This is a genomic window from Sphingosinicella flava (assembly GCF_016025255.1).
Lineage (GTDB): Bacteria > Pseudomonadota > Alphaproteobacteria > Sphingomonadales > Sphingomonadaceae > Allosphingosinicella > Allosphingosinicella flava.
Window position 1 is genome coordinate 1,171,138 of the sequence record NZ_CP065592.1, and the last position, 24,752, is coordinate 1,195,889.

At 63.6% G+C, this 24,752-nt stretch carries 24 protein-coding genes; 9 read left to right on the top strand and 15 right to left on the bottom strand.

Annotation, left to right across the window (positions count from 1 at the left end; all coding sequences use genetic code 11):
• Window positions 1–85: 85 nt before the first annotated feature.
• Together IC614_RS06105 and IC614_RS06110 are read left to right on the top strand one after the other, a co-directional pair.
• Window positions 86–2,086 (top strand): transglycosylase domain-containing protein, encoded by a 2,001-nt coding sequence (locus IC614_RS06105; protein WP_226372761.1) that lies wholly within the window; start codon window positions 86–88, stop codon window positions 2,084–2,086.
• Window positions 2,087–2,314: 228 nt separating this feature from the next.
• Entirely contained in the window at window positions 2,315–5,758 is a 3,444-nt protein-coding gene (locus IC614_RS06110; RefSeq protein ID WP_200972994.1) for a TonB-dependent receptor, read from the top strand.
• Between the two features lie 62 nt (window positions 5,759–5,820).
• On the opposite strand, the gene IC614_RS06115 is transcribed toward IC614_RS06110, so the two are convergent.
• Window positions 5,821–6,024, bottom strand: a complete 204-nt coding sequence (locus IC614_RS06115; RefSeq protein WP_200972995.1) for a hypothetical protein — start codon at window positions 6,022–6,024, stop codon at window positions 5,821–5,823.
• Between IC614_RS06115 and IC614_RS06120 the strand changes: the two genes are divergently transcribed.
• On the top strand, window positions 6,023–7,159 hold the full coding sequence (locus IC614_RS06120; protein ID WP_200972996.1) for an AI-2E family transporter: 1,137 nt from the start codon (window positions 6,023–6,025) through the stop codon (window positions 7,157–7,159). The two genes, IC614_RS06115 and IC614_RS06120, sit on opposite strands and share 2 nt — an antisense overlap.
• On the opposite strand, the gene IC614_RS06125 is transcribed toward IC614_RS06120, so the two are convergent.
• On the bottom strand, window positions 7,156–9,507 hold the full coding sequence (locus tag IC614_RS06125; RefSeq protein WP_200972997.1) for a transketolase: 2,352 nt from the start codon (window positions 9,505–9,507) through the stop codon (window positions 7,156–7,158). The two genes, IC614_RS06120 and IC614_RS06125, sit on opposite strands and share 4 nt — an antisense overlap.
• 211 nt (window positions 9,508–9,718) lie before the next feature.
• On the opposite strand from IC614_RS06125, the gene IC614_RS06130 reads away from it, so the two are divergent.
• Window positions 9,719–10,180, top strand: a complete 462-nt coding sequence (locus tag IC614_RS06130) for a hypothetical protein (RefSeq protein ID WP_200972998.1) — start codon at window positions 9,719–9,721, stop codon at window positions 10,178–10,180.
• A 66-nt stretch (window positions 10,181–10,246) separates the two neighbouring features.
• Here IC614_RS06130 and IC614_RS06135 read toward each other — a convergent pair whose 3' ends face one another.
• On the bottom strand, window positions 10,247–10,669 hold the full coding sequence (locus IC614_RS06135; RefSeq protein ID WP_200972999.1) for a hypothetical protein: 423 nt from the start codon (window positions 10,667–10,669) through the stop codon (window positions 10,247–10,249).
• Between the two features lie 113 nt (window positions 10,670–10,782).
• On the opposite strand from IC614_RS06135, the gene IC614_RS06140 reads away from it, so the two are divergent.
• The 3 genes from IC614_RS06140 (at window position 10,783) to IC614_RS06150 (ending at window position 12,013) form a co-directional block, all read left to right on the top strand.
• Complete coding sequence (locus IC614_RS06140) at window positions 10,783–11,061, top strand: hypothetical protein (protein ID WP_200973000.1); 279 nt, start codon at window positions 10,783–10,785, stop codon at window positions 11,059–11,061.
• An 11-nt stretch (window positions 11,062–11,072) separates the two neighbouring features.
• The gene (locus tag IC614_RS06145; protein WP_200973001.1) at window positions 11,073–11,597 is read left to right on the top strand and encodes an acyloxyacyl hydrolase; all 525 of its coding nucleotides are present in this window, start codon (window positions 11,073–11,075) and stop codon (window positions 11,595–11,597) included.
• Between the two features lie 125 nt (window positions 11,598–11,722).
• Window positions 11,723–12,013, top strand: coding sequence for a GIY-YIG nuclease family protein (locus tag IC614_RS06150; RefSeq protein ID WP_200973002.1), 291 nt, complete (start codon window positions 11,723–11,725; stop codon window positions 12,011–12,013).
• A 144-nt stretch (window positions 12,014–12,157) separates the two neighbouring features.
• On the opposite strand, the gene IC614_RS06155 is transcribed toward IC614_RS06150, so the two are convergent.
• Genes IC614_RS06155 through IC614_RS06165 form a run of 3 tightly spaced genes read right to left on the bottom strand, consistent with a single transcriptional unit; the run spans window position 12,158 to window position 15,752 of the window.
• Window positions 12,158–13,465, bottom strand: coding sequence for a dihydrolipoamide acetyltransferase family protein (locus IC614_RS06155; protein ID WP_200973003.1), 1,308 nt, complete (start codon window positions 13,463–13,465; stop codon window positions 12,158–12,160).
• 5 nt (window positions 13,466–13,470) lie between these two features.
• The gene (locus IC614_RS06160; protein WP_200973123.1) at window positions 13,471–14,475 is read right to left on the bottom strand and encodes an alpha-ketoacid dehydrogenase subunit beta; all 1,005 of its coding nucleotides are present in this window, start codon (window positions 14,473–14,475) and stop codon (window positions 13,471–13,473) included.
• Window positions 14,476–14,480: 5 nt separating this feature from the next.
• The gene (locus tag IC614_RS06165) at window positions 14,481–15,752 is read right to left on the bottom strand and encodes a 3-methyl-2-oxobutanoate dehydrogenase (2-methylpropanoyl-transferring) subunit alpha (RefSeq protein ID WP_200973004.1); all 1,272 of its coding nucleotides are present in this window, start codon (window positions 15,750–15,752) and stop codon (window positions 14,481–14,483) included.
• Window positions 15,753–15,890: 138 nt separating this feature from the next.
• On the opposite strand from IC614_RS06165, the gene IC614_RS06170 reads away from it, so the two are divergent.
• Window positions 15,891–16,373: a SixA phosphatase family protein gene (locus IC614_RS06170; protein WP_200973005.1), complete on the top strand. Its 483-nt coding sequence runs from the start codon at window positions 15,891–15,893 to the stop codon at window positions 16,371–16,373.
• 79 nt (window positions 16,374–16,452) lie between these two features.
• Here the strand turns inward: IC614_RS06170 and IC614_RS06175 are convergent, their stop codons facing one another.
• From IC614_RS06175 to IC614_RS06190, 4 genes are all read right to left on the bottom strand, one after another.
• Window positions 16,453–16,686 carry a hypothetical protein gene (locus IC614_RS06175; RefSeq protein WP_200973006.1) on the bottom strand — a complete coding sequence of 78 codons (234 nt, stop codon included), beginning with the start codon at window positions 16,684–16,686 and terminating at the stop codon, window positions 16,453–16,455.
• Window positions 16,687–16,712: 26 nt separating this feature from the next.
• Complete coding sequence (locus IC614_RS06180; RefSeq protein WP_200973007.1) at window positions 16,713–17,078, bottom strand: PspC domain-containing protein; 366 nt, start codon at window positions 17,076–17,078, stop codon at window positions 16,713–16,715.
• 23 nt (window positions 17,079–17,101) lie between these two features.
• Window positions 17,102–17,779, bottom strand: a complete 678-nt coding sequence (gene pspA / locus IC614_RS06185; RefSeq protein WP_200973124.1) for a phage shock protein PspA — start codon at window positions 17,777–17,779, stop codon at window positions 17,102–17,104.
• 106 nt (window positions 17,780–17,885) lie between these two features.
• Window positions 17,886–18,053 (bottom strand): hypothetical protein, encoded by a 168-nt coding sequence (locus IC614_RS06190; RefSeq protein WP_200973008.1) that lies wholly within the window; start codon window positions 18,051–18,053, stop codon window positions 17,886–17,888.
• Between the two features lie 19 nt (window positions 18,054–18,072).
• On the opposite strand from IC614_RS06190, the gene IC614_RS06195 reads away from it, so the two are divergent.
• Complete coding sequence (locus IC614_RS06195; protein WP_207791158.1) at window positions 18,073–18,318, top strand: hypothetical protein; 246 nt, start codon at window positions 18,073–18,075, stop codon at window positions 18,316–18,318.
• Window positions 18,319–18,368: 50 nt separating this feature from the next.
• Here IC614_RS06195 and IC614_RS06200 read toward each other — a convergent pair whose 3' ends face one another.
• From IC614_RS06200 to IC614_RS06220, 5 genes are all read right to left on the bottom strand, one after another.
• Complete coding sequence (locus IC614_RS06200; RefSeq protein WP_226372752.1) at window positions 18,369–18,641, bottom strand: hypothetical protein; 273 nt, start codon at window positions 18,639–18,641, stop codon at window positions 18,369–18,371.
• 188 nt (window positions 18,642–18,829) lie between these two features.
• Window positions 18,830–19,198, bottom strand: a complete 369-nt coding sequence (locus tag IC614_RS06205) for a response regulator (RefSeq protein ID WP_200973010.1) — start codon at window positions 19,196–19,198, stop codon at window positions 18,830–18,832.
• On the bottom strand, window positions 19,195–21,708 hold the full coding sequence (locus IC614_RS06210) for a response regulator (protein ID WP_200973011.1): 2,514 nt from the start codon (window positions 21,706–21,708) through the stop codon (window positions 19,195–19,197). The genes IC614_RS06205 and IC614_RS06210 overlap by 4 nt, the downstream gene beginning before the upstream one ends.
• 120 nt (window positions 21,709–21,828) lie before the next feature.
• Window positions 21,829–23,139, bottom strand: coding sequence for a sugar MFS transporter (locus IC614_RS06215; RefSeq protein WP_200973012.1), 1,311 nt, complete (start codon window positions 23,137–23,139; stop codon window positions 21,829–21,831).
• Window positions 23,140–23,223: 84 nt separating this feature from the next.
• Window positions 23,224–24,726: a tryptophan halogenase family protein gene (locus IC614_RS06220; protein ID WP_200973013.1), complete on the bottom strand. Its 1,503-nt coding sequence runs from the start codon at window positions 24,724–24,726 to the stop codon at window positions 23,224–23,226.
• Window positions 24,727–24,752 lie beyond the last annotated feature (26 nt).

The window sequence follows — 24,752 nt, forward strand, 5'->3', positions numbered from 1 at the left end:
CCATGATCGATAGAAAGGCCTGATGGGTCTTTTCCGGAAAAAAGTGCCGCTGGATCCCCTCGTGGACGATCCTTTTGACTATCCAATGACGCCGGGGGCCGATCCCCGAGGGGCGGCGGACGCGAAGCTCCCCCCGCGCTGGCGGTGGTGGAAGCGCGGCTTTTACGCCTTTTCAGCGATCTTTTTCCTGCTCATCGCCTGGCTCGCGATCACCGCGCCCTTGTCGAAATCGCTGCAGCCGATCGCGCCGCCCAGCATCACCCTGCTGTCCGCCGACGGTCAGCCGATCGCGCGGCGGGGCGCCGTGATCGCCGAGCCGGTGGTCCTCTCGGAGTTGCCCGATCATGTTACCGGCGCCTTCACGGCCATCGAAGACCGGCGGTTTCAGAGCCATTGGGGCATCGATCCGCGCGGCATTGCACGGGCGATGTGGAACAATCTCAAAGCCGGAGGCATGCGCGAGGGCGGCAGCACGATCACCCAGCAACTCGCCAAAATGTCCTTTCTGTCCAACGATCGCACCTTCGGTCGCAAAGCGCAGGAAGCGGCGATCGCCTTGTGGCTCGAAGCCTGGCTGACCAAGGACGAGATCCTCACCCGGTATCTGTCCAACGCCTATTTCGGCGATAACGTCTATGGCCTGCGTGCGGCGGCGCGCCACTATTTCAATCGTGATCCTGAAGACCTGAACGCCGGACAGGCGGCCTTGCTGGCCGGATTGATGAAGGCGCCCTCCCGTCTTGCGCCGACGAAGAACCTGAAAGGCGCGCGCGAACGGGCGAAACTGGTGGTCGGCGCGATGGTCGAAACCGGCGTCCTGACCCAGGCGGAGGCAGACCGGTTGAAGCCGGTGAAATTGAACGTCGGGCCGGTCAAGGATCTGCCTACCGGCACTTACTTCGCCGATTGGGTACTCGGCGAGGCGCGGGCCAGGGCGGACACGGGCTATGGCGAGCAGACGATCGAGACGACGCTCGACAGCCGCCTGCAGGCGCTGGCGAACCGGGTCGTGCGCCGCGCAGGGCTTGGGCGGCATCAGGTGGCCCTGGTCGCGATGCGGCCGGATGGCCGGGTCGTCGCGATGATCGGGGGCAAGAGCTATAAGGACAGCCCGTTCAATCGCGCCACGCAAGCCAAGAGGCAGCCGGGATCGACGTTCAAATTGTTCGTCTACCTTGCCGCCCTGCGTGCGGGCATGACGCCGGAAAGCCGGATCGAGGATGCTCCCGTGACAATCGGCGATTGGTCTCCGCGCAATTCGGACGGACGGTATCGCGGGACGATCTCCCTGCGCGATGCGTTCGCCCGGTCGAGCAATGTCGCCGCCGTTCGTCTGCAGGAACGGGTAGGCCGGAACAATGTGACGCAGGCGGCGCGCGACCTTGGCCTCTCCGGCGCGCTGACGCCGCAGCCGAGCCTGGCCCTCGGCACGTCTGGCGCGACGCTCCTGGAAATGACGTCCGCTTATGCCGCTGTGGCCGCCAACCGTTATCCGGTCGCCGCCCATGGCCTGCCGCAACCCGAAGAAGGCTGGTTCTCGCAGATGTGGAACGGCCCCAAGAGCTTCGGCAACCGCACTTGGCAGATGCTGCTCGACCTTTTGTGGGCATCGGCCAACGAAGGCACCGGCCGCGCAGCCGCCTTGCCGGTGCCGACTTTCGGAAAAACCGGCACGACCCAGGACAGCCGCGACGCCATCTTCATCGGCTTTGCCAAGGATCTGGTGGTCGGGGTGTGGATCGGCAATGACGACAACAGCCCCCTTCCCGGCGGCACGGCCGGCGGCGGCCTGCCGGCGCGTATCTGGCGCGATTTCATGGGCGGGGCGCTGGGTGTTGGAGTGCGGGCCGCCCCTGCGACCACTCAAGAGACGGAACCGGATATTTCAAATGAAAATCTGTCCATCGACGCGGTCATCGGCGACGATAGTGGCATCGTAAACCTTGAGATCGACACCCCCGCGCTAGATGTGACGATACCAATCCCTGTCAGGCCTGGGGATGACGAGGAAATCCCGGAACCGTCGGTCGTAATCGCACCCCCGCCGTCACGAGAACCGGCCGGTCAAACCGGCGAGAGGCGTTGACCTAAAACGGTTTTTCCGATTTCCGGCACGATCGTGGCTTATACATCACAGGTAACAAGCGTTTTTGCGAGGACAAGATTAGAGCCTTAAACCTGTAACAGAATCGGCGTAGGCGCGCCTCGTTCGCTGCACCGCAACACGCGGCGATGGTTCGATTCGGGCTACTAGCCTTTCTGGGGGTATATCGTGAGAATTCTTCCGTTTCTTTGCGCAACCAGCGCGCTTATCATGCCTGTTGCCGCTTATGCGCAGCAGATTACAACCGAAATCGGCGGTCAGGTGACCGATCAGACCGGTGCGAGCCTTTCCGGCGCGACCGTGATCGTCACCGATACCCGGACCGGTGCGGAGCGCACCTTCACGACCGGCGCAGACGGCACCTTCTCCGCCCGCGGCCTCACCACGGGCGGTCCTTACACCGTCACGGCGACCATCCCCGGTTACCAGGGGCAAACGGTGGAGCAGGTTTTCACGAACCTCCAGGGCGAGACGCGCCTCACCTTCGCTCTCGAAAGCGAGCAGACGGCCGGCGACAACACCATCGTCGTGACCGGATCGCGCGTCGGCCTGACGCAGCTTGCCACGGGCCCCGGCACATCCTTCGGCGAGGAAGTCCTTGCCAATGCCCCTAGCTTCAACCGCGACGTCCGCGACATCATCCGTCTCGATCCGCGCGTCAGCCTCGACCGCGACGATGGCGGTTCGGGTCAGGACCGGATTTCCTGCCTCGGCGGTAACGACCGCGGCAACACCTTCACCGTCGACGGCATTCCGCAGAGCGACGTTTACGGCCTCAACGACACGGGCTTTTCGGCCCGCAGCTCGACCCCGCTGCCTTATGACGCGATCCGCGAAACGCAGGTTCAGTTCGCGCCCTTCGACGTCGATTATGGCCAGTTTACCGGCTGCGCGATCAACGTCGTGACCAAATCGGGCACCAACGATCTCCGCGCGGGTGGCTTCTTCGAATATTCGGATGCGAGCCTCCGCGGCAAGAAGGTCGCAGACCGCGACGTCGCGGCAATCCGCCCCGAAAAGCGCTGGGGCGTTTCGCTTGGCGGCCCGATCATCCGCGATACCCTGTTCCTGTTTGGCGCCTATGAGCATCATGAGGCCGGCCAGTCCCAGGATGACGGCCCCGCCGGCGCCGAACCCGCTTATGCCAACCCGCAGACGGGCATCACCGAAGCCCAGTTCAACGAAATCCGCGAGGTGCTGCGCAGCACCTACGGGATCGATACCGGCGATCTGGTTTACAGCCGGGATTATACCAGCGACCGCTACTTCCTGCGCGGCGACTGGCAGATCAACGACGATCACCGCCTAGAAGCAACCTACCAGCGTCTCGAAGAAGCAACCGTTCGTCCGGACGACCTGTTCACAGGAAATTCGCCCCAAGCGATCGGCCGCAACACTTTCCACATTAGCGGTACCCTCTCAAATTATTATTCGGGCCGCCTTTATTCGCAGTGGACGGACAACGTTTCGACCGAACTGCGCTACTCCCGTTCAGAAATTACCGACCGGCAGGATCCGATCGGCGGCGGCGAGGCTCAGTCCGACAACCCCATCCCGCGCATCATCGTCGGCATCGACAATCCGACTGGCCCCGATGGCGCCGTGCTGGCCGGGCCGGGCAATTCGCGTTCAGCCAACGATCTGCGCACCAAGGTCGAACAATATCGTGCGGTAATCAACCTTGATGCTGGCAATCACCGGTTCAAGCTGGGTGCCGAGCTCAACGAGGCAGATCTGTTCAATCTTTTCGTCCAGAATGCCACTGGAACGCTGGTCTTCCGCAATATCGCCGATCTTCGCGCTGGCCGGCTTTCCCCTGGCACGGTGCCGACGAACCGAGCCTGCACCTCTGCGACGACGACGACCACTCCGGTCAACATCATCAACGGCTGCACCTACGGTGCCTTCGGTAACTTCACGCCCACAGGCGACATCACTGAAGCAGCTGCGGAATTCAAGCGCAGCCTCTATTCGGTCTATGCTCAAGACGATTGGAGCATGAACGATGCGCTCGACGTCACGGCCGGTGTCCGGATCGATTGGTATGATGGCGGGCGTCCGGATTATAATCCGGTGTTCGAACGCCGCTACGGCATTCCTAACAACACCAGTTTCAGCAACATCGATCCGGTCATTTTGCCGCGCGTCGCTGCGACCTACGACCTTGGCGATTTCAGCCTGTTCCGTCGCGCCCAGGTTCGCGCAGGCGTCGGCGTCTTTTCGGGCGGCGACCCGCTCGTTTGGTTCGGCAACGCCTTCCAGAATGACGGCAGCACATTTGCAACGGGCAACAGCAGCGCAACGGGCTGCCCGCGTGGCCAGATCAGTGTGCTGACCAATGGCACCTTCACCGGCGTACCGCAGTGCATCCAGGCTGCGGCGCAAGCAAGCGCTGCAGCTGGCCAGGGCAACACCCAGTCGATCGATCCCGACATTCAAATGCCGACCGTGCTGCGCGCGAATATCGGTTTTGAAACCGAGCTGAATTTCGCGTCCAGTGGTTTCTTCAGCGGCTGGGATCTCGATGCCGACTATATCTACAGCAAGTATCGCAATCCTTTCACGCTGGTCGATCTTGCCCAGGCGGTGAATCCGGCGCGCGGTCTCAACGGCTTCACCCGCGACGGACGCCCAATCTATACCTCTATCGATCTGCTGGCGACGGGCTGTAACGGCAAGCTCGTGGATGCAGGCGCTCCGCCGGTTTACGAGAACCTGACGTCGCAATGCTTCACGGGCAGCCGCGGCGGCGAACTGATGCTCACCAATTCGGACGGCTACCGCAGCCAGATCGCCTCGTTCCTGCTGTCGAAGAATTTCGAAGGGGGCGTGATCACCGAGGGCGGTTCGACCTATATCACGCTCGGCTATGCCTATACCGACGCGCAAGACCGCCGGAATATGTACAACTCGACAGCTGGCTCGAATTACAGCCTTTCGGCCGCATTCGATCGCCAGAATCCGGCCGCGTCGACCGGATTCTACGAAAGCCGCCACAACATCGCTTTCTCGGCTAACTTCCGGAATGAGTTCTTCTCGGACCTGGGAACGTCGCTGAGCTTGAGCTTCGTGGCGCGCTCGGGCCGTCCGTACAGCCTGACCTTCACTGGCAACGGCGTGTTCAACACCACCAATGGCGGTCTCACGAGCAACGACAACGCCCTGCTCTATGTCCCGAGCGGCATCGACGATCCGAACATTTCGCCACTGTCGAACGCAACGGAAGTGGCGGAGCTCGTCGAGTTCGTGAACAGCCTGGATTGCGCCCGCGAGTATCGCGGTGCATCGATCAAGCGCAACTCGTGCCGGAACGACTGGTATTTCGATCTCGACCTGACGCTGTCCCAGGAACTGCCTGGGCCGGGCCGCCTGTTCGGCCGGAACGATCGCATGCGTGCGTTCGCCACGGTGGATAATTTCCTGAACCTTCTCGACAAGAACTGGAACGTGCAGAATCGCCGGAACTTCTCCGGCCTGCAGGACGTCGCGTCGCTCGGCAGCAGGACCGTGAACGGGATCGTCTATAACGGCGTCGACGCGGACGGCAGGTACATCATCAATACCTTCACCGGCGACACGTTCGACAGCGACAACGGCGTCAACATTTCGTCATCCGTATGGCGCCTCAAGGTTGGCCTGAGCTACGAATTCTAATCGAATTCAAACTCATGGCCTGAAATAAGACCGGCGGTGAGGTTCACCGCCGGTCTTTTCATTTAACGAGGGTTGGAAGTGCGCACCTTCCGCCGATCGTAATATTTCTTCGCCACATATCCCCCGGCCACAGCCAGCCCGAGAGGCCCGAAGGCGCGGCGGGCGAGGATTGGCGCGGCCCAGCCGAACAGGGCGCCCTTCGCGCCCCGGCCGCTTCGTTCCGCGATCTTTTCGCCGATGATCGCACTCGCGATTTTGCCAAGCATGATTTTCTCCATTCCCGTCGATACGGATTTGGATGAAAGAGCGCGGCAGTCGGGTTATGGTTCCACCACCGTTACGGGAGCTGTCATGACCGCGCCGAAGAATACGATCAGCCACCGCGTTTATGTCGAACGGCTTTGCCTCACGCTGCTGATCGGCGGGCTGGCGTTGATTTTCTGGCAAATCCGAGACGTTCTGATCCTGATCTTCGCGGCCGTCCTGGTCGGCGTAATCTTCCGCATCCTGGCCAATCCGATCGAGCGGCGCCTGCATATTCCAAGGGCGCTCGCGCTCGCCATCGCCGTCACGATCATGCTCACGTTGCTCGCGGCATCGGCCTGGCTGTTCGGCGCCGAAATCGTGGCGCAATCGAGCACCCTCGAAGAGGCGATACCACGCGCCTGGACAGTGGTCCTGGAACGGCTGGACGCAGTACGGCTCGGCCAGCCGGCGCGGGCGTGGGTGAAGAGCCTCGGCGAAGGCGACGGCGTCCTTTCCGGCATCGGCGGCATCGCGCTTTCCTTCGGCAGCGGCCTCGCCGACGCGCTGCTCGTCCTGTTCGGCGGCATCTATCTCGCCGCCCAGCCGGACCTCTACCGGCGCGGCGTCATCAAGCTCATCCCGCCGCGCGGCCGGGGCCTCGCGGCCCGCGCGCTCGACGATAGCTGGAAGGCACTGCGCCTGTGGTTGATCGGACGGCTGGTTTCGATGAGCGTGGTCGGCATCCTGACCGGCATCGGTCTGTCGATCATCGGCATACCGGCGGCCCTGACGCTCGGCATACTGTCCGGAATCCTCGAATTCGTGCCTTTCATCGGGCCGATCATCTCCGCGATCCCGGCCGTCCTCCTGGCCCTCGCCGTCGATCCGGAGGCGGCCTTGTGGACGATCGGCCTCTACCTTGTCGTCCAGCAGATCGAGGGCAATTTGCTGGAACCCCTGGTCCAACAACGCGCCGTCAGCCTGCCGCCCGCCCTCCTACTTTTCTCCATCGTCATCGGCGGCCTGCTGTTCGGCATTCCCGGCATCCTGGTCGCGGCCCCCTTGCTGGTCGTCATCTATGTGATGGTGAAACGGCTTTACGTTCGCACCGCGCTTCATACCCGCACGCCCATTCCCGGCGAAAAGGCGCATTAGCCGATCAACAGCTCCGCCACCGCATCGACAACCGCATCGGCATCGAGGCGATAGTAGCGATAAAGGTCGCCGAGATTGCCGGTCTGGCCAAAGCGGTCGAGGCCAAGCGGGCTGACGCGGTGGCCATGCACGCCGCCAATCCAGGAGAGGGCGGCTGGCGAACCGTCCAGAAGCGTCACCAAGCCCGCGTTGCGGGAAAGCCGAGCAAGGAGGTTCTCGATGTGCGAGACAGCCCCTCCACCGCCGTTCCGGCGGTCCCCCTCCCCGTCCCGGGGAGGATTTTTCCACCGGGCGCTCATGCGCTGGCTCCAGTCGCGGTGGAGGAGGTCGGGCGAGGTGACGGCAAGGAGGCCGAGGCCGGGAAGATCGTCCTTCAGCGCTTCCCACGCGGCGAGGGCTTCGGGCGCGATGGCGCCGGAATAGACGATGGCGGCTTCGGCGCCCGGCGCGGGTTCGCGGAGCCAGTAGGCGCCCGCGATGGCGTCCGCCTTCCAGCTGTCGTCCGCGCGCACGGGCTGCGCGATGCTGCGGGTGGTGAGGCGGAGATAGACGCTCTCGCCCTCCTCGCGCTGCATCAGGCGGAAGCCTTCCTCCATGAAGAGCGCCAGTTCGTCGACGAAGGCGGGTTCGTAATGGCGGAGACCCGGCTGGCCCATGGCGATGAGCGGCGGGTTGATCGATTGGTGTGCGCCGCCTTCCGGCCCAAGCGTCACGCCGGACGGCGTCGCGACCAGCATGAAGCGCGCGTCCTGATAGCAGGCATAGTTGAGCGCATCGAGGCCGCGGGCGATGAAGGGATCGTAGACGGTGCCGATCGGGAACAGCCGCTCCCCGAACAGGTCGCCCGCGAGGCCCATGGCGGCGAGCATCAGGAACAGATTGTTTTCCGCGATGCCGAGTTCGACATGCTGGCCCGCTTTGTGGCCGCTCCATTTTTGAGGGGACGGGATCTTCGCCTTTGCGAAAACGTCGGGGAGTTCACCGCGCCGGAACAGGCCGCGCTGATTGACCCACGCGCCGAGATTGGTGGAGACGGTGACGTCGGGCGATGTCGTGACGATCCGGTCGGCGAGCGCGCCGCCGCTGCGGGAGAGATCGAGCAGGATCTTGCCGAAGGCGGCCTGCGTCGATTGCTCCTCGCCTGCGGGAGGCTGGATGGCGGGAACGTCCGCGACATTCCAGGGCCGCTGGCGCTTTTCGCGGGCGATGCGGGCGCGCTCGACCACGGTCTTCACGGCCTCCGCGCTGTTACCGCCGAGGCCCGCATAGGGTGCCCACTCCTCGCCTTCCGCGATGCCGAGGCGTTCGCGGAGAGCGGCGATCTGGCCCGGGTTCATGAGGCCGGCATGATTGTCCTTGTGGCCCGCGAAGGGCAGCCCCTGCCCCTTCACCGTATAAGCGATGAAGAGGGTCGGCACATCGTCCTGCGCGCCGTCGAAGGCGTCGACGAGCGCGGCCATGTCGTGCCCGCCGAGATTGGTCATCAGCGCGTGGAGCGCGTCATCGTCGCGGCCGTCGAGGATCGGCTTCGCCTCCGGCGCCTCGTTCAGCAGCCGCTCGCGCCAAGCCGCGCCGCCGAGATAGGTAAGCGCGGCATAATCGGCGTTGCTCACATCCTCGAGCCACGCCTTTAACGCCTCGCCGCCCTTCTCTGCAAACGCGGCCTCCAGCAGCTTGCCATATTTCAGCGTGACAACGCGCCAGCCGCAGCTCGCGAAAATCTCGTCGAAGCGGCGGAACATGCGGTCGGCGGTGGTGGCGTCGAGCGACTGGCGATTATAATCGACGATCCACCAGCAATTGCGGATGTCGTGCTTGTAGGCTTCGATCAGGCATTCGTAGATATTGCCTTCGTCGAGCTCCGCATCGCCCATCAAGGCGACCATGCGGCCGGTGTCTTCCGGCTGCATAATGCCGTGGGCGAGGAGATAATCCTGGATGAGGCTGGCAAAGGCGGTGATCGCGACGCCGAGACCGACCGAGCCTGTCGAGAAATCGACCGGGATCTTGTCCTTGGTCCGGCTCGGATAGCTTTGCATGCCGCCGAAGCCGCGAAAATTCTGGAGCTGCTCCAGGCTTTGCGAGCCGAGCAGATAATGGATGGCGTGAAGGACCGGCCCGGCATGGGGCTTCACCGCGACCTTGTCGTTGGGGCCGAGCGCATGGAAATAGAGCGCCGCCATGATCGCCGTCATCGACGCGCAAGACGCCTGATGCCCGCCGACCTTCAGCCCGTCTGTGCTTTCACGCAAGTGATTGGCATTGTGGATCGTCCAGGCAGACAGCCAGCGCAGGCGGTCGTCGAGGAGACGCAGGGCTTCAAGGTCGGGAGCGGTCTTTTTCAGCATGGGGCGGCTTTAGCGTTATTGCGGGGAAAGCTGGACTCTCTTTTCCCCATACTACCTCGACCGAACGGTAGCCGACATTAAGGAAAAATCAGGAACCATTTTCTAAACACCTTATATGAAAAAAGATGGGACGACCGTGCCGGCAGACGAGGAGATAGTGCGGATATCCAGGCCTATCTTATTGCCCATACTGCTCGGAATAATATGGCTCATGATGGCTCCAGGTATTGTACTGGCCGCATTCGCATTATTGGGCTTTCTCATCAATGCGTTCAACGGCGAATTTCCACCTGTGCATGACTGGTTCGTTCTGTTCTGCCTTTTATTCTTGATGCCTATCGGGTGGATATTCATTGGTCATCTGTTGTGGCAGAGATTTAAATGTCGAGGCTCTCCACTCGCGATCGTCTCCTCGAGAGAAATTTCTCTGCCTTTCTGTCGCCCTGAACGACTACTGTGGACGGATATACGCACGGTAGAAATATCGCATTTTGCAGGAAGAAAGTTCATCCGCTTTGTTCTTTGCAATCCTGACGAAATCCTTTCGCCACGGCAGCGGCGGAAGGCATGGCCTTTTAGCGATAGCGTCTTAGTTCTCCTCGATATCTTCGGTAGCGGTGAGAAATTGCATGTCGCAGCCGTCAAAGCACATGCTCAAGCCAGTCTCAGATAGCCAAGAAGGCTCGCCTCTTCGCTACGCAGAAACTGACACTGTTGATCCTTTCGCACGACCAATCTGTCAGCTTTGACAGTTTCCGGGCGTGTCGAGCCGGTCCGTTACCCGATCGAGTGCCCGCAGGGTGCGGAACAGCGCGCGGTGATCCGATCTTTGGACGAAGCCGATGAGGCGCCCACGATAGTAACGGGGGATGAGCATCACATCGTCCCTGGTGCCCGGCAATGCGGCCTCCAGCGCGACATCGGCGCCACGGGCAAAATCCTGGGCGGCATCCCAGGCGGCGGCGAAACTTTCGGCGCCGGGCTTGGCGCGCAGCGCGTAAGCGGTCTGGCGGCTCTTGCCTTCGCGGCGGGCGGCGGCGGACGGCCCCAAGCCGCGCGCGAGGGAGAGGATGAAGCGGCGTTGAGCAGCCTCCGTCCAGCCATCGTGGCGCGCCCGGGTGGAGACGGGCGTGAAGCGCAGGAAATCGGGAAGAGCGTCCATGGCGGCGAGCCTAAGCCAATGGGCATGCTGTAGGAAAATGGTTTTTTGAGGCGCGGGTCGGCGGAGCTTCGGGCGGATCCGTGGGTTGTTTCGCCAAGAGCGAGGACAGGGCCATGGACGAAACCGAAGCCGATATCGTCAAAGCGGAAGTGGTGGCAATCCAGGCCGTGCTGATGGCCGTTTTCCGCCGTCTCGCCACGGACCGGGCCGATCTGGCGCCGCTCTTCTGCCGCGCGTTCGACGAAGCGGAGACGATCCTCGCGGGAGTGGCCGTGAAGCTGGGACTGGAAACGCCGCTTTCTTCCATGACCGGCGCCATGACCGTATTGGAGGAATTCCGCCGCGCCGTCCTGGGCGACGAAAGCGGCTGCCACGACGCCGTGCGCGATTGAGGGAGAAAAAGATGAGGATGATTGTCGCCGCCGGACTATCCGTTGCGCTGCCCTGGGCCGGTTCCGCCCGGGCGGACGAGATATTCGGCGGCCTCCACACCCAGGATGTCGATACCGTCTTCACCAAGAGCGGGATCGAGGAGGGCGTCGCTCTGCAGCTCGGCTGGCGCGGCGACAGGATCGGCGCCTTGGGATTTATCGGCCGCCCTTCCCCCCACGCCTTCGTTTCGGTGAGCACGGATGGAGGCGCGAATTTCGCCGCGGCGGGCCTCAGCTGGAAATTCGGAAAGACGGTCTATGCGCGGCCCGGCATCGGGATTGCGATCCACGACGGGCCCGGCGGAGAGATCGACCGGCGCGATCGCATCGTCTTCGGGTCACGCGTGCTGTTCGAGCCGGAAATCGCGGTGGGATATCAAGTCAGCGGGCGCGTGTCGGTGGAGGCAAGCTGGGTGCATTTGAGCCACGCGCAGCTGTTCAGCCGGCAAAATCCCGGGATCGACAATATCGGGATGCGGGTGAATTACCGGTTTTAGCGTTTGGCATCGGAGCCGAAGAGGAAAGGAGATTCCAGCTTTCGCTGGAATGACGGTTTAATTTTTAGGTTCACGTCATTCCAGCGAAAGCTGGAATCTCACTTCACTTCCGCTAGCTTCGACGCATGCACGGCGGCTGGACATACATCATGACGAACCGGGCGCGCGGTGTTCTTTACATTGGCGTCACGTCCGATCTGGCCGCGCGTGTGTTCCAGCACCGGAACGGCGAGGGGTCGGACTTCTGCTGCCGCTACCGGCTGGCGCGGCTGGTGCTGGCGGAACGGCATGAGCGGATCGAGGATGCGATCGTGCGGGAGAAATTGCTGAAGACGTGGCAGCGGGCGTGGAAGATCGAGCTGGTGGAGAAAGCCAATCCAGGTTGGCGGGATTTATTTGAAGATATCAATCGGTAGGGGAAGAGAGATTCCAGCTTTCGCTGGAATGACGAGGGGCTTTGGAGCTGTATTAAGAAGTGAGATTCCAGCTTTCGTTGGAATGACGATTTTTGGAGTCACGTCATTCCAGCGAAAGCTGGAATCTCTCTTCCCCTTCAACCCTCACCGCATCGACAGCAATTTCAGCGGGTTTTCGATCAGCTTTTTCAAATCCTGCATGAAGCTCGCCGCGTCCCAGCCGTCGACGACGCGGTGGTCGCAGGAGATGGAGAGGTTCATCCGCTTGCGGATTTCGAGCTCGCCGTCGATCACGGCCGGCTTTTCCTCCACCTTGTTGACCGCGATGATCGCGACTTCGGGGCGGTTGATAACCGGGGTCGAGACGACGCCGCCCATGGGCCCAAGGCTCGAAATGGTGATGGTGGAGCCGGAGAGTTCCTCGCGGGTCGCCTTGCCTGCGCGGGCGGCGTCGGCGAGGCGCTTGATCTCCGCTGCAAGGCCCCAGAGGTCGCGGCTTTCGGCATTGCGGATCACGGCGACGGACAGGCCCTGATCGGTCTGCGTCGCCATGCCCATATGGACGGCGCCCGAACGGGTGATGACATTGGCTTCGTCATCATAGCGGGCGTTGATCTGCGGATAATCGGCCAGCGTCCGGCTCATCGCGGTGATGAGGAAGGGGAGCATGGTGAGCTTCGGATTGCCGCCGCGATCCGCGTTCATCATCGCGCGCGTTTGCTCGAGCGCGGTGACGTCATATTCCTCGACATAGGTGAAATGCGGGATGCGGCGCTTCGCTTCCTGCATATTCTCCGCGATCTTGCGGCGGAGGCCGACGACCTTGATCTGCTCGTCCTCGCGCGGCGCGGAACCGCGCGCGGAGACCGAGCCGCCATTGTAAAGGAGATAGGCGTCGAGATCGGCGTGGCGGATGCGGTCGGAGGCGGTGCGGACCTGGCTGAGGTCGATGCCGAGATCGCGGGCGCGCTGGCGGACGGCGGGAGAGGCGAGGACATGGGCTTTCTTGTCTTCCGCACCATTTTCGTTCGTGGCGAGCGCAGTCGAGGCGCGCTGTTCGGTTTGCGTGACACGCCCCTCGACTTCGCTCGGGACGAACGTTTCTTGGGTGGAGGGAATGGCTTCCTCAATCTGGGGCGTCGGTTCGATCAGGCCGTCTCCCAACGCGACAGTGTCGCTCCGCTCGGCTTCGGGAGGAGCGGCAACCTCACCCTCGGTCTCAAACACGACGAGCACGGATCCGATGGCGATCTGGTCACCAACTTCGCCCGCAAGCGATACGACCTTGCCGGACACCGGCGCTTCCATCTCCACCGTCGCCTTGTCGGTCATCATGTCGGCGATCTGCTGATCTTCCTTGACGGTGTCGCCGACCTTGATGTGCCATGCGACGATCTCGGCCTCGGCAATGCCTTCGCCGATGTCGGGCAGCTTGAATTCGAAGCGCGCCATGAGGGTCAATCCTCCAATGCTTTTTTAAGGGCGATGCCGAGGCGGGTCGGCCCCGGAAAGTAAGTCCATTCCAGCGAATGCGGATAGGGCGTGTCGTAACCCGTCACGCGCTGCACCGGCGCTTCCAGATGATAGAAGCAGCGTTCCTGGACGAGCGCGGCGAGTTCCGCGCCGAAGCCCGCGGTGCGGGTCGCTTCGTGGATCACGACGCAGCGGCCGGTTTTCTTCACCGACGCCTCGATGGTTTCGATGTCCACCGGAACGATGGAGCGGAGGTCGATGACTTCCGCGTCGATGCCCCCCTCTTCCACCGTGGCGAGCGCGACGTGGACCATGGTGCCGTAGGCGAGGATCGTCACGTCATTGCCTTCGCGGGCGATAGCGGCCTTGCCGAGCGGCACGGTGTAATAGCCTTCGGGCACTTCCGCCGCCGGATGCTTGGCCCAGGGCGTCACCGGCCGGTCGTGGAAACCGTCGAACGGGCCGTTATAAATGCGCTTGGGCTCGAAGAAGATGACCGGATCGGGATCCTCGATCGCGGCGATCAGCAGGCCCTTGGCGTCGTAAGGGTTGGACGGGATCACCGTCTTGATGCCGCAGACATGGGCGAAGAGCGCCTCGGGCGACTGGCTGTGCGTCTGGCCGCCGAAAATGCCGCCGCCATAAGGAGAGCGGAACACCATGGGGAGCGTCCATTCGCCCGCCGTGCGGTAACGCATGCGGCCGGCCTCCGACACGATCTGGTCGAAGGCGGGATAGATATAGTCGGCGAACTGCATTTCGACGACCGGCTTCAGGCCATAGGCCGCCATGCCGATCGCGGTGCCCGCGATGCCGCCTTCCGCGATGGGGGTGTCGAAGGCGCGGGTCTTGCCATATTTTTTCTGAAGGCCGGCAGTTACGCGGAAGACGCCGCCGAAATAGCCGACATCCTCGCCCATCACGACGATGTCGGGATCGCGCTCCATCATCACGTCGTGGGCGCTGTTCAGCGCCTCGATCATGTTCATCACGGTCATTTGCGCTTCGCCTCCGCTTCCGCGAGCGCCTGGTCGCGCTGTTCCTTCAAATGCCAGGGGAGTTCGGCGAAGACATCGTCGAACATGGATTCGACGCTCTGCGCCGCTTCGCCGCCAAGGGTTCCGAGTTTCTCCGACTCCTTTTGCGCCGCCTTCACTTCCTCGCCGAGCTGGTCGAGCAGAGCCGTGTGCCGCTCCTCATCCCATTCGCCGAGGCCGATGAGATGGGCTTTGAGCCGCATCAATGGATCGCCGAGCGGCCATTTCTGACCTGCACCCTGCGGCCGGTAGGCGGAGGGATCGTCGGACGTGGAATGGCCTTCCACGCGATAGGTGAAGAGTTCGATGAGTGTCGGCCCGAGGTTCGAGCGCGCCCTGTCCGCCGCCCAGCGGGTCGCGGCATAGACGGCGAGCGGGTCGTTGCCGTCGACGCGCAGGCCCGGAATGCCGTAGCCCACGGCGCGCGCGGCGAAGGTGGTCAGCTCCCCGCCTGCAATGCCGGAGAAGCTGGAAATCGCCCACTGATTGTTGACGACGTTCAGGATCACCGGCGCGCGATAGACGCCCGCGAAGGTGACGGCATTGTGGAAGTCGCCTTCCGCCGTCGCGCCGTCGCCGATCCAGGCGGCGGCGATGCGGCTGTCGCCCTTGATCGCCGAAGCCATCGCCCAACCCACGGCCTGCGGATATTGCGTGCCGAGGTTGCCGGAGATGGTGAAGAAGCCCTTCTCCCGGTCCGAATACATGATCGGGAGCTGACGGCCCTTCAGCTTGTCGCCCGCATTGGAATAGACCTGGCACATCATCTCTTTGAGCGGATAATCGCGCGCGATGAGCAGGCCTTGCTGGCGATAGGTCGGGAAGCACATATCGTCGCGGTCGAGCGCGTGGGCCGCGGCCACCGCCACCGCCTCCTCGCCAAGCGACTTCATGTAGAAGCTGGTCTTGCCCTGCCGCTGGGCGCGGAACATGCGTTCGTCATAGACGCGCACCATCGCCATGTCGCGCAGCATCCGGCGCAGGGTATCGGCGTCGAGACGCGGATCCCAGGGGCCGACAGCTTTGGCTTCGTCATCGAGGACGCGGATCAGGGTGTAAGGCAGGTCGCGAATGTCGGCGGGCGCGACATTGATGTCCGGGCGCGCGACGCTGCCCGCGGCCGGAATCGCGATATGGCTGAAGTCCACATCGTCGCCAGGCCGGGCGTCCGGTTCCGGCACATGGAGAGAGAGCGCCGGGCGATTGCGGCGCTCGTGATCGGTCGTCATCCTCATACCCTTTCGAGACCGGCTGATGCGGCCTTGGCGCCGCCTCCTAGCAGATTTTTCGGAGGATGCACCTATCTCGAAAGCCGATTGTCAAAGGCGCGGAATTCCGCGACGAACGCTAGAAAAGGGGAGGTTCTTATGAAGCGGTTCATGCTGGCGGTCATGCTGCTGATTCTCGGGGCGTGCACGACCGCGACCGCGATGCCGCCCGCACCCGCTTTCTATGTGATACGGCATCTCCACACGCCGGAGGGCGTGACCGATCCCGATTTGACGCAGGAAGGACAGGAAGCCGCCCGCCTGCTCGCGGCCCGGTTCGGCAAAGGCGCCATTGCCGCCATTTATGTCAATTCGACGAAGCGCACGCAGCAGACGGCGGCGCCGCTTGCCGCCAAGCTCGGCCTGACGCCGAAATTTTACGATCCGCGCGACACGGCGGGATTGGTCGCGATGTTGAAGGCGGAAACGGGGCCGGTGCTGGCCGTCGGCCACAGCAATACGGTGCCGGATATCGTGGCGGGGCTTGGCGGGGAGCGGCCCGCGCCGCTCACCCACCCGGATTTCGGAGACATTTGGAGGGTCGAGCGCGACGGCACGACCGTTCGGGATAAAATCCGCTAATCACGCGCTCCAGCGAAGGCCGGAGCCCAGCGGCACTCATTGAGCGACTGGACCCCGGCGTTCGCCGGGATACGATTGCTTAAAGGTCCACCACTTCGGCGATGGTTTCGAGTTTGCGGATGCGCTCCTTGAGCGCCGCCATCTCGATCCGTTCGAAGGCGGTCTGGCCGTTCGTGTCCGGGCGGCGCCCCGCAAGCTCCAGCCGCTTCAAGTCGAGCCAGCCCTGCCAACCCTTGAGCCCGGCGAAAGCGGCGATACCGAGGCCGGAGAGGCTGGCGGTCGCGATGGTGATGAGGGTGAAAGGATCGCTCATAAGTTCCTCCCTTGTCCTATTCTGTCTCAGCGCAATTCTTCGATTTCGCGCGCGAGGCTGGTGTTGGCGTTGGTGACGTAGCTTTCGACGCTGGCGAGACGATGGTCGATGTCGCGCATGCTGGCCTGGACGTCATAGGTCGAGCTGCGCGGCAGCGGCCGTTCGAGATCGAAGCGCGGATCGGTCTTCCAATCGCCGCGCGCCTTGGGGGCCAGCCACCCGGCAAGGCCGTAGGCGATCAGCGTCCAGGGAAAGGCGCCCAGGACGGTCACGGCGACGATGCCGATGCGGACGAAGGTGACGTCCCAGCCCATGGTGCGGGCGATGCCGGAGCAGACGCCCAGCCATTTGGCATTGGCTTTGTCGAGTGCGAATTTGCGGCGGATGGTCATGGCGTATCTCCCTTGATCTTTGTTCAGGCCGCTTCCCCGGCGGCGATGTGGCGGCGCTTCAGCGCTTCCAGTTCGGCTTCGATCGTCTCCGCCTTGCGGAGATCGGCGATTTCTTCTTCCAGTGTCTTCGGCGGGGCGCCGAGCGCCAGCGCATCGACATGGCTTTCGGCGAAGTCGACGCGGCGTTCGAGGACGTCGAAGCCGCTAAAGGCTTCCTCCGTCTTGGCCCCGGCATACATTTCGCGAAGGCGGACGCGGTTGTGAGCGCTTTCCATGCGGCTCGCGATCGCGCTCTGGCGGGCACGGGCCTCGCGGAGCTTGGCCTGCACTTTCTGGATGTCGGCCTCGGAAGCGCGCAGGCCATCTTCGAGGACGGCGATCTCAGCCTCCAGGCTTTCGGCGAGACTTGCGGCCTTCTGCTTTTCGACCAAGGCGGCCTTGGCGAGATCCTCGCGGTCCTTCGACAGCGCGAGCTCGGCCTTTTCGACCCAATCGTCCTGAAGGCGTTGCAGCTTCGTGATCTGGCGGCGCATTTCCTTCTGGTCGGCGATCGACCGCGCGGCCGAAGCGCGGACCTCGACGAGCGTTTCCTCCATTTCGAGGACGATCATGCGGATCATCTTCGCCGGGTCTTCCGCGCGGTCGAGCAGGTCCGTCACGTTGGCGGCGATGATGTCGCGGGTGCGGGTGAAGATGCTCATCAGCGGAAACTCCTGAAAGAAACTGGGCCGTGCCGGTTTCGGCCGGGCGGTCCGTTCCCTGGGCATGAAGAAGGGAAGCAGATCGGCCCGGCCGACGGTGATCACGTCAGGCATTGACGCGGCCCGCATCCGGCGTGGCGGCGGCAGTGGTGAGGGGCGTCGTTTCGATCGCCCGCGCCGGGCCGATGGCGGCGCCGACGAAGGTGGTGGTGAGAAGGAACGTGCCGGCGACGGAGACGGCGACACGTTGGATGTCTGATTTGAAGTTGAACATGATGCGGCTCCCTAAGTCCTTGGCCATTCCATCCGTCGGATCGTCCGGCGGCTTGTCTTCTCTTTTTCAAGAGGCGTGCCAATTGGTGAAAGCCGCGGAAAACCGCTCTTTTCTTGGACTAGCGCATCATGTCGGGGAAATTCATTTGCCATTCATCGGCGAAATTTCCCACATTTTGGGATTGGCTTGCCGCCGAGGGCGGGCGCACGAGATTCCAGCTTTCGCTGGAATGACGGTGACTGTGATGAGTGGCGATGTGGGCTGAACGGGCGGTGCCTGCCGGAAAGGCGGCCGATGACGGCGCCCTCCCCGGCCTCAATCGACCACGGTTTGGCGGATGGGCGGGGCGCGGAAGGGGCCGGGGCGGACCAGCCGCACGGCGGGTGGGCGCACCGCGTCCAATATCTTGCCGCCCGCCATGAAGACCGCGACGGTGCAGGCCAGGAAGAGAAGCACGCCCGGCAAGCCCGGATATTGTTCGAGATAGTCCATGCCGCGGCTGGTGGTGCCGAGCGCGAGGGCATAGATGATTGCAAAAGCCTCGAAACGGGTCTTGATGGTGAACAATCGGGCGAGGCGGTTCCACATGCCGGGCCTAGAGCAATTATTGCCGGGCCTAGAGCAATTATTGGACCAAGTACGGTTCCGCGCCATTTCTGAATTCACCTGGTTAACGACGTGTCAATATTTTCGACAGGCGAACGCTGCGGCGAAGACGTGCGTTCCCGGTGCGAGGCGGGATAAGCGGCGAACCGAATGAGCGTGACGGCGGGGCGTCAGTCCAGGTGGGCGCGGGCCTGGACTGCGAGGGTCATCGGATCGAAAGGCTTGGCGATCACGCCCTTGACGCCCATTTCCTTGAATTTCTCTACCTCATGCGCCTGGGTGCGCGCGGTGATGAAAACGACCGGGATCGCCGCCGTCACCGCATTGCAGCGCAGCCGCGCCAGGGTCGTGGGACCATCCATGCCGGGCATCATGACGTCGAGGAGGATGATCGCGGGCTGCCATTCCGCCGCGGCGACCAAGGCGTCGAAACCGGAAGAACAGGTCCGCACCTCAAGCTCCGGATCGAGCTCCAGCGCCATGGCCGCGACCTCGCGGATATCGTCTTCGTCGTCCACATAAAGAAGACGCGTCGTCATCCTGCCATCCTTTCCTGATCGCGCGGCGCGCCCACAAGGCTTTCCACCGTATCGACCAGCCGGCCGAGACTGGCCCGCGATTTGGTGAGCACCGCGTCGACCGCGCGCGCCAGTCGGGGGTCGGCGTCCTGGGCGGAAAAGATGACGACCGGAATCGGCTCGCCATCCGCGCGGCGCAGGTCCGGCAGGAGCTCCAGGCCGGAGCCGTCGGCGAGGCCGAGGTCGAGGATGACGAGATCGAACGTCTGTCCGGCAAGCGCCGCGCGCGCCGTTTCAAGGCCGGGCACCGAGCAGACGGCGGCTTTCCGGTCGAATGCGGTCGCGACGATGTTGAGCACATCGGGGTCGTCGTCGACATGCAGGATGCGCGGCTGGCCGTTGCGATGGGTTTCGAGCATTTCTCGGACGCGCGCCGTCAGGCGATCCAGCGGCAAGGGCTTTTGCAGCCAATCGACGATGGGCAGCGCATGGGAAATCTCTCCGTCCGCGGCCGATGCCTGGCCCGATACCACGATGATCGGCGTGGAAGCGTGGCGTTGGTCCGCGCGCAGCGACCGGATCAGGCCGATGCCGTCTTCATCGGGCAGCAGCAGATCGAGAATGATCGCCGCATAGCGCGTTTCTTCCAGGCGGCCGTGCAATTGATCGGCGCTGCCGACCACGTCGCAGACGAAATCGGCATCGGTCAGCGCCCGTTCGATTTCCTCAGCGGAGGCGGCGTCGCTGTCGCAGATCAAAATGCGCTGTTCGCTGCCGGCACGGGCGGCGTCTCCCGGCACGGCGGGCAAATCGACATTGAAGACGGTGCCCTCGCCCTCCACGGTTTCGAAGCTCACCGACCCGCCAAGCCGCGCCACGATTTCCTTGACGATACTGAGGCCGAGGCCCGTCCCGCCCTTTTGCCGGGCATCGGAGGAATCCGCCTGGGCAAACTTGCTGAATATGCGGGATTGGAAAGCGGCCGGAATGCCACCGCCATGATCGGTGACGGTGATGCGGCATCGCCGGTCGAGCGCGCTGGTGCCGATGCGGACCGTTCCGCCAGCCGGCGAGAATTTGACCGCGTTGGAAATGAGGTTGGTCACGACCTGAATAAGCCGGTCGTGATCCGCGAGCACATGCATATTCTCGTCCCCCGGTTCGAGAGCGAGGTGCACGTCGTAGGAATCGGCGAACCCCTGATTCGCCTGCACCGCCTGGCGCAGCAGCGGCTGGATGAGGACCGGCCGGATGTCGAATTCGATCCTGCCGGATTCGATCTTCTCGATATCGAGAATGTCGTTGATGAGGCGGACGAGCCGTTCGCTGTTGGAATGGGCGATCTGAATGAGGCGCGCCGCGCGTTCCGGCAAGACGCCCGCCGCCCCGCCCAGAAGCAGGCCGAGCGAGCCGGCGATCGAGGTGAGCGGCGTGCGCAATTCGTGGCTGACGGTGGACACGAATTCGCTCTTCATCTGTTCGATTTCGCGGCGTTCGGTAATGTCGCGCACCACGGCGACGAAATGCGTGCCGTCGGCAAGGTCCATCGGACTGAGCGACACTTCGACGGGAAAGGCCGTGCCGTCGCTCCGGCGCGCCCAGATTTGTTCCGAAGAGGCGATCTTGCCGTTCGAGCGGCGGCGCAGGCGTTCGATGAAGCTGCCCGCATCGCCGCCGTCCGGCGCGATTTCGAACAGCACGCCCACGTCGCGGCGCAGGAGGGCGCCGCCGTCGTAACCGAACATCTTTTCGGCGGCGCGATTCGCGGTTTCGAGGCTGCCGCTGGGATTGAGGGTGATGATTCCGTCGCTGGCGCTGTCGAGAATGGCGAGCTGGCGCGCCGTGGTGTCCTCCAGCAGGTCGAGCGCCCGCCGCCGCGCCGAGAGGGAGCGCGCATTCAATATGGCGGCGAAGGTCAGGAAGACGGCAAGGCCCACGAGCAGGCCGAAGGTCCAGAGCAGGATTCGCTTGCGCAGGGCCCTGGCCTGTTCCTGAGCATCGCTCATCCAGATGCGTTGCGCGCCGTCGAGGCGGGAAATGCGCGCGCGGATCGCGTCCATCAGCCTCTTGCCCTCCCCGCTGCGCACCGTGGCGATCATTTCGGCCCTGCGGCCTTCGTCGTTGAGGCGAACGGTCAGGTCGGCGAAGGCGAGCTTGGCCTCCGCGATCTCGGCGAGCCGGGTCATTTCCGGCTGGAGTTCCGGCCGGAGGTCGGCTTGGCTGGTCAGGCTGCCCAGATCGCGCTTCAGCTGGCTGCGCGCGACGAGGTAAGGGGCGAGGAATTGCTGATCCCCGGTCAGCAAATAGCCGCGCTGGCCCGTTTCGACATCCTGGAAAAGGGAGAGAAGCGATTGAAACCGGTCGCGCTGCTCGACCGAACGGTCGATCTGGTCGCGCAGAGCGATGCTGGTCCGGAATTCCTGCGCGAGCAGCAGAACGAGCAGGAGGAGAACGAGCGGAATCGCGGCGATCCCAACGTTCAACAGCCATTTATGTTCGTGTTTCCCGGCGGCGGCCGTCGTTTCTGCCATGGCAAGAGTGATAAGCCCGATCCCGCGCCTGGCAAGAGAGAACCGGATGGAAGGGTTTTCGCCCCGCCCCCCTCTATTCGAGACCGGCGCCGCCTTGCCGCGGGCGGCGCCGGTTCGCGATCAGACTTGGAGCGGCACCTCCGCCATGTCGACATCGGTATGCGGACGGCGGGCATAATAGCCGAAGGCCGCGATGCCGAGATAGCAGATGGCGGGCACGATGAAGGCGAAGCGGATCGACGAGGCGTCCGATACGAGGCCCGCGAGCGGCGGCACGATCGCGCCGCCGACGATGGCGGTGGCGAGGAGGCCGGAGCCTTCCGCCGCGCGCGATCCCAGCCCTTCCGAAGCAAGGCTGAAGATGGTCGGGAACATGATCGAGTTGAAGAGGCCGATCGCGAGCAGCGAATAGCCCGCCACCGTGCCGGTCGTGTTCGCCGAAACGAGCAGCAGCAGGACGTTGATCAGGGCATAGGTCGTCAGCACCTTGCCGGGCGAGAAAACGCGCAGGATCGCCGAGCCGACGAAGCGCCCGACCATCGCGCCGCCCCAATAGAGGCCGACGAGATGGCCCGCCGACACCTGATCGATGCCGAGCACGTCGCTTTGGGTGAGATAGAGGACGATGTAGGAGCCGATCGCGACTTCGGCGCCGACATAGAGGAAGATGCCGAGCGTGCCGAAGGCGAAGCGCGGACGCTTCAGGAGGTCGAAGGCGCCGAACAGGCTGCGCGGCGGGTTCTTCTCTTCGGCAAGGCGGTCGCGGCGGAGCCACACGGCGCCCGCGACGATGGCGAGCGCGACGGCGAGGCCAATATAGGTTTGCGTCACGACCCGCGCCTCGTCGGCGCGATAGGCGGTGAGCGCGTCGCCCGACAAGGCGGACGGATCGACCGTCGCGAGCGCGCCGAGGATCAGCGAAGAGCCGACGATCGGGAAGATCGTGGTGCCGAGCGAGTTGAACGCCTGCGCGAAGGTCAAACGGCTATGCGCGGTCTGCGGCTTGCCGAGCAGGGAGATGAGCGGATTGGCCACGACCTGAACCACCGTGATGCCCGCCGCCAGCACGAAGAGCGCGGCGAGGAAGGTGACGAACAGGCCGGAAGACGCCGCCGGGATGAAGAAGAGACAGCCCGCCGTCATGGTGAGCAGGCCGATCATCGCCGTGCGCATATAGCCGAATTTCCGAACCAGGCCCGCGGCGGGAATGGAAATGAGGAAATAGGCGCTGAAGAAAGCGGACTGGATCAGCATCGCTTCGAAGTCGGAAAGGACGAACAGATCCTTCAGCTTCGGAATGAGGACGTCGTTTAGGCTGGTGATGCCCCCGAAAACGAAGAACAGGACAAAGACGAAGATGCGCAAATCCGCCGGTGCGTTGTCGCCCGGCGCCGCGGCGTGCGTGCCCGCGGAGGCTGGAGCCATGGCCATTTTCTTACCCCTCCCATGTGAAATCATGTCGTCGGCAGACTTGCCGCCATCAGACCCTTTGTCGAGCCTTTATTGAAGGCATCGTCAATGAAGCGGCGCCGCGCAATGGGCGGCGATGAAATCCGCGTGAAGCGGCATGCGGCCGGCCTCGTGGCGGAGCAACCTTTCCATGTCGGCGAGAAACCCCTTCAGATCCGCTTCGCCGATGGCGTCGGCCAGCGGATGATGGCTTTCGGGCACGATTCCCTGGCCCAGCAGAACCTGCACCCACCCGGCTTCCGTGAACAATTCCTCATGCTCGCGCGACACATAGCCATGGGCGCGGAAACGGTCGATCTTGTCGCGCAAGGTGTCGGGTACCGCCATGTCGCGGCATTCCCGCCAGAACGGCCCTTCGCGTTCGACCGCTTTGTAATGAAGGACGATGAAATCGCGGATCCGCTCCCATTCGAAATCCGATTGGCGATTGAACTCGGCGATATCGGCGGCGCTGAAATCGCGATTGGGCAGCATCTCAAGCAGGCGGGATATCGCGGCCTGGACGAGATGGATGCTGGTCGATTCCAGCGGCTCCATGAAACCGGCGGCAAGGCCGAGCGCGACGACGTTCCCTACCCACATGCGCCGCCTCTTCCCCGACGTGAAGCGGAGGGGCCGGGGATCGGCGAGCGCCTCTCCGTCGAGATTGGCGAGGAGCGTGGCGGCGGCCTCGTCGTCGCTCACATAGCGGCTGCAATAGACATAGCCGTTGCCGGTGCGATGCTGCAGCGGAATGCGCCATTGCCAGCCGGCCTCTCGCGCCGTGGAGCGGGTATAAGGCGTGAATTCGCCGCCGCGCGCGCACGGCACGGCCATGGCGCGGTCGCACGGCAGATAGCGGCTCCAATCCTGGTAGCCCGCCGCCATCGCGCCTTCGATCAGGAGGCCGCGAAAGCCCGAGCAGTCGATGAAGAGATCGCCCGCGACGTCCTCTCCATCGGCCAGGCGGACCGAAACCACATTGCCGCTCATTCCGTCGCGCGCGGTGTCGGCGATCCGCCCCTCGATCCGCCGCACCCCGCGACCCTCGGCATAGCGGCGCAGATAGGCGGCGTAGAGGGACGCGTCGAAATGGAAGGCATAAGGCATGTCCGGAGCCGGCGAACCGGGCCGCGGCGCGACGCGCGCGAACTTGCCCGCGAGCGCCGCCATTTCGTTGAGATTATAAGCGCCGATCGGCGCCGCGACGCCAAGCGCGCGGGCGCGAAGCCAATAATGGTGGAAAGAGAGAAGCCCGAGGCCGCGCCCGACCGGACCGAAGGCATGCATGTAGCTGTGGCCCGGACGGAGCCAGTCGACGAACTGGATGCCGAGCTTGAGCGTGCCCTGCGTTTGGCGGAGGAACTCGTCCTCGTCGAGACCGAGGGCCTGGTTGAACAGCCGGATTTGCGGGATCGTCGCCTCGCCGACGCCGATGGTGCCGATCTCGTCGGATTCGATGAGGGTGATGCGATGCGTCTTGCCCGCGAACCGCGCCAAGGCCGCGGCCGTCATCCACCCGGCAGTCCCGCCGCCGACAATGACGATGTTCCTGATACCCTCTGTCATGCGCCGTCCGGACAAGAAAAACCCCG

Bases quoted from the DNA above. Each gene is read 5' to 3' on its own strand.
- IC614_RS06105 (WP_226372761.1), top strand. From the start codon at position 86: ATGACGCCGGGGGCCGATCCCCGAGGGGCGGCGGACGCGAAGCTCCCC.
- IC614_RS06110 (WP_200972994.1), top strand. From the start codon at position 2,315: ATGCCTGTTGCCGCTTATGCGCAGCAGATTACAACCGAAATCGGCGGT.
- IC614_RS06120 (WP_200972996.1), top strand. From the start codon at position 6,023: ATGATTTTCTCCATTCCCGTCGATACGGATTTGGATGAAAGAGCGCGG.
- IC614_RS06115 (WP_200972995.1), bottom strand. From the start codon at position 6,024: ATGCTTGGCAAAATCGCGAGTGCGATCATCGGCGAAAAGATCGCGGAA.
- IC614_RS06125 (WP_200972997.1), bottom strand. From the start codon at position 9,507: ATGCTGAAAAAGACCGCTCCCGACCTTGAAGCCCTGCGTCTCCTCGAC.
- IC614_RS06130 (WP_200972998.1), top strand. From the start codon at position 9,719: ATGATGGCTCCAGGTATTGTACTGGCCGCATTCGCATTATTGGGCTTT.
- IC614_RS06135 (WP_200972999.1), bottom strand. From the start codon at position 10,669: ATGGACGCTCTTCCCGATTTCCTGCGCTTCACGCCCGTCTCCACCCGG.
- IC614_RS06140 (WP_200973000.1), top strand. From the start codon at position 10,783: ATGGACGAAACCGAAGCCGATATCGTCAAAGCGGAAGTGGTGGCAATC.
- IC614_RS06145 (WP_200973001.1), top strand. From the start codon at position 11,073: ATGAGGATGATTGTCGCCGCCGGACTATCCGTTGCGCTGCCCTGGGCC.
- IC614_RS06150 (WP_200973002.1), top strand. From the start codon at position 11,723: ATGCACGGCGGCTGGACATACATCATGACGAACCGGGCGCGCGGTGTT.
- IC614_RS06155 (WP_200973003.1), bottom strand. From the start codon at position 13,465: ATGGCGCGCTTCGAATTCAAGCTGCCCGACATCGGCGAAGGCATTGCC.
- IC614_RS06160 (WP_200973123.1), bottom strand. From the start codon at position 14,475: ATGAACATGATCGAGGCGCTGAACAGCGCCCACGACGTGATGATGGAG.
- IC614_RS06165 (WP_200973004.1), bottom strand. From the start codon at position 15,752: ATGACGACCGATCACGAGCGCCGCAATCGCCCGGCGCTCTCTCTCCAT.
- IC614_RS06170 (WP_200973005.1), top strand. From the start codon at position 15,891: ATGAAGCGGTTCATGCTGGCGGTCATGCTGCTGATTCTCGGGGCGTGC.
- IC614_RS06175 (WP_200973006.1), bottom strand. From the start codon at position 16,686: ATGAGCGATCCTTTCACCCTCATCACCATCGCGACCGCCAGCCTCTCC.
- IC614_RS06180 (WP_200973007.1), bottom strand. From the start codon at position 17,078: ATGACCATCCGCCGCAAATTCGCACTCGACAAAGCCAATGCCAAATGG.
- pspA (WP_200973124.1), bottom strand. From the start codon at position 17,779: ATGAGCATCTTCACCCGCACCCGCGACATCATCGCCGCCAACGTGACG.
- IC614_RS06190 (WP_200973008.1), bottom strand. From the start codon at position 18,053: ATGTTCAACTTCAAATCAGACATCCAACGTGTCGCCGTCTCCGTCGCC.
- IC614_RS06200 (WP_226372752.1), bottom strand. From the start codon at position 18,641: ATGTGGAACCGCCTCGCCCGATTGTTCACCATCAAGACCCGTTTCGAG.
- IC614_RS06205 (WP_200973010.1), bottom strand. From the start codon at position 19,198: ATGACGACGCGTCTTCTTTATGTGGACGACGAAGACGATATCCGCGAG.
- IC614_RS06210 (WP_200973011.1), bottom strand. From the start codon at position 21,708: ATGGCAGAAACGACGGCCGCCGCCGGGAAACACGAACATAAATGGCTG.
- IC614_RS06215 (WP_200973012.1), bottom strand. From the start codon at position 23,139: ATGGCCATGGCTCCAGCCTCCGCGGGCACGCACGCCGCGGCGCCGGGC.
- IC614_RS06220 (WP_200973013.1), bottom strand. From the start codon at position 24,726: ATGACAGAGGGTATCAGGAACATCGTCATTGTCGGCGGCGGGACTGCC.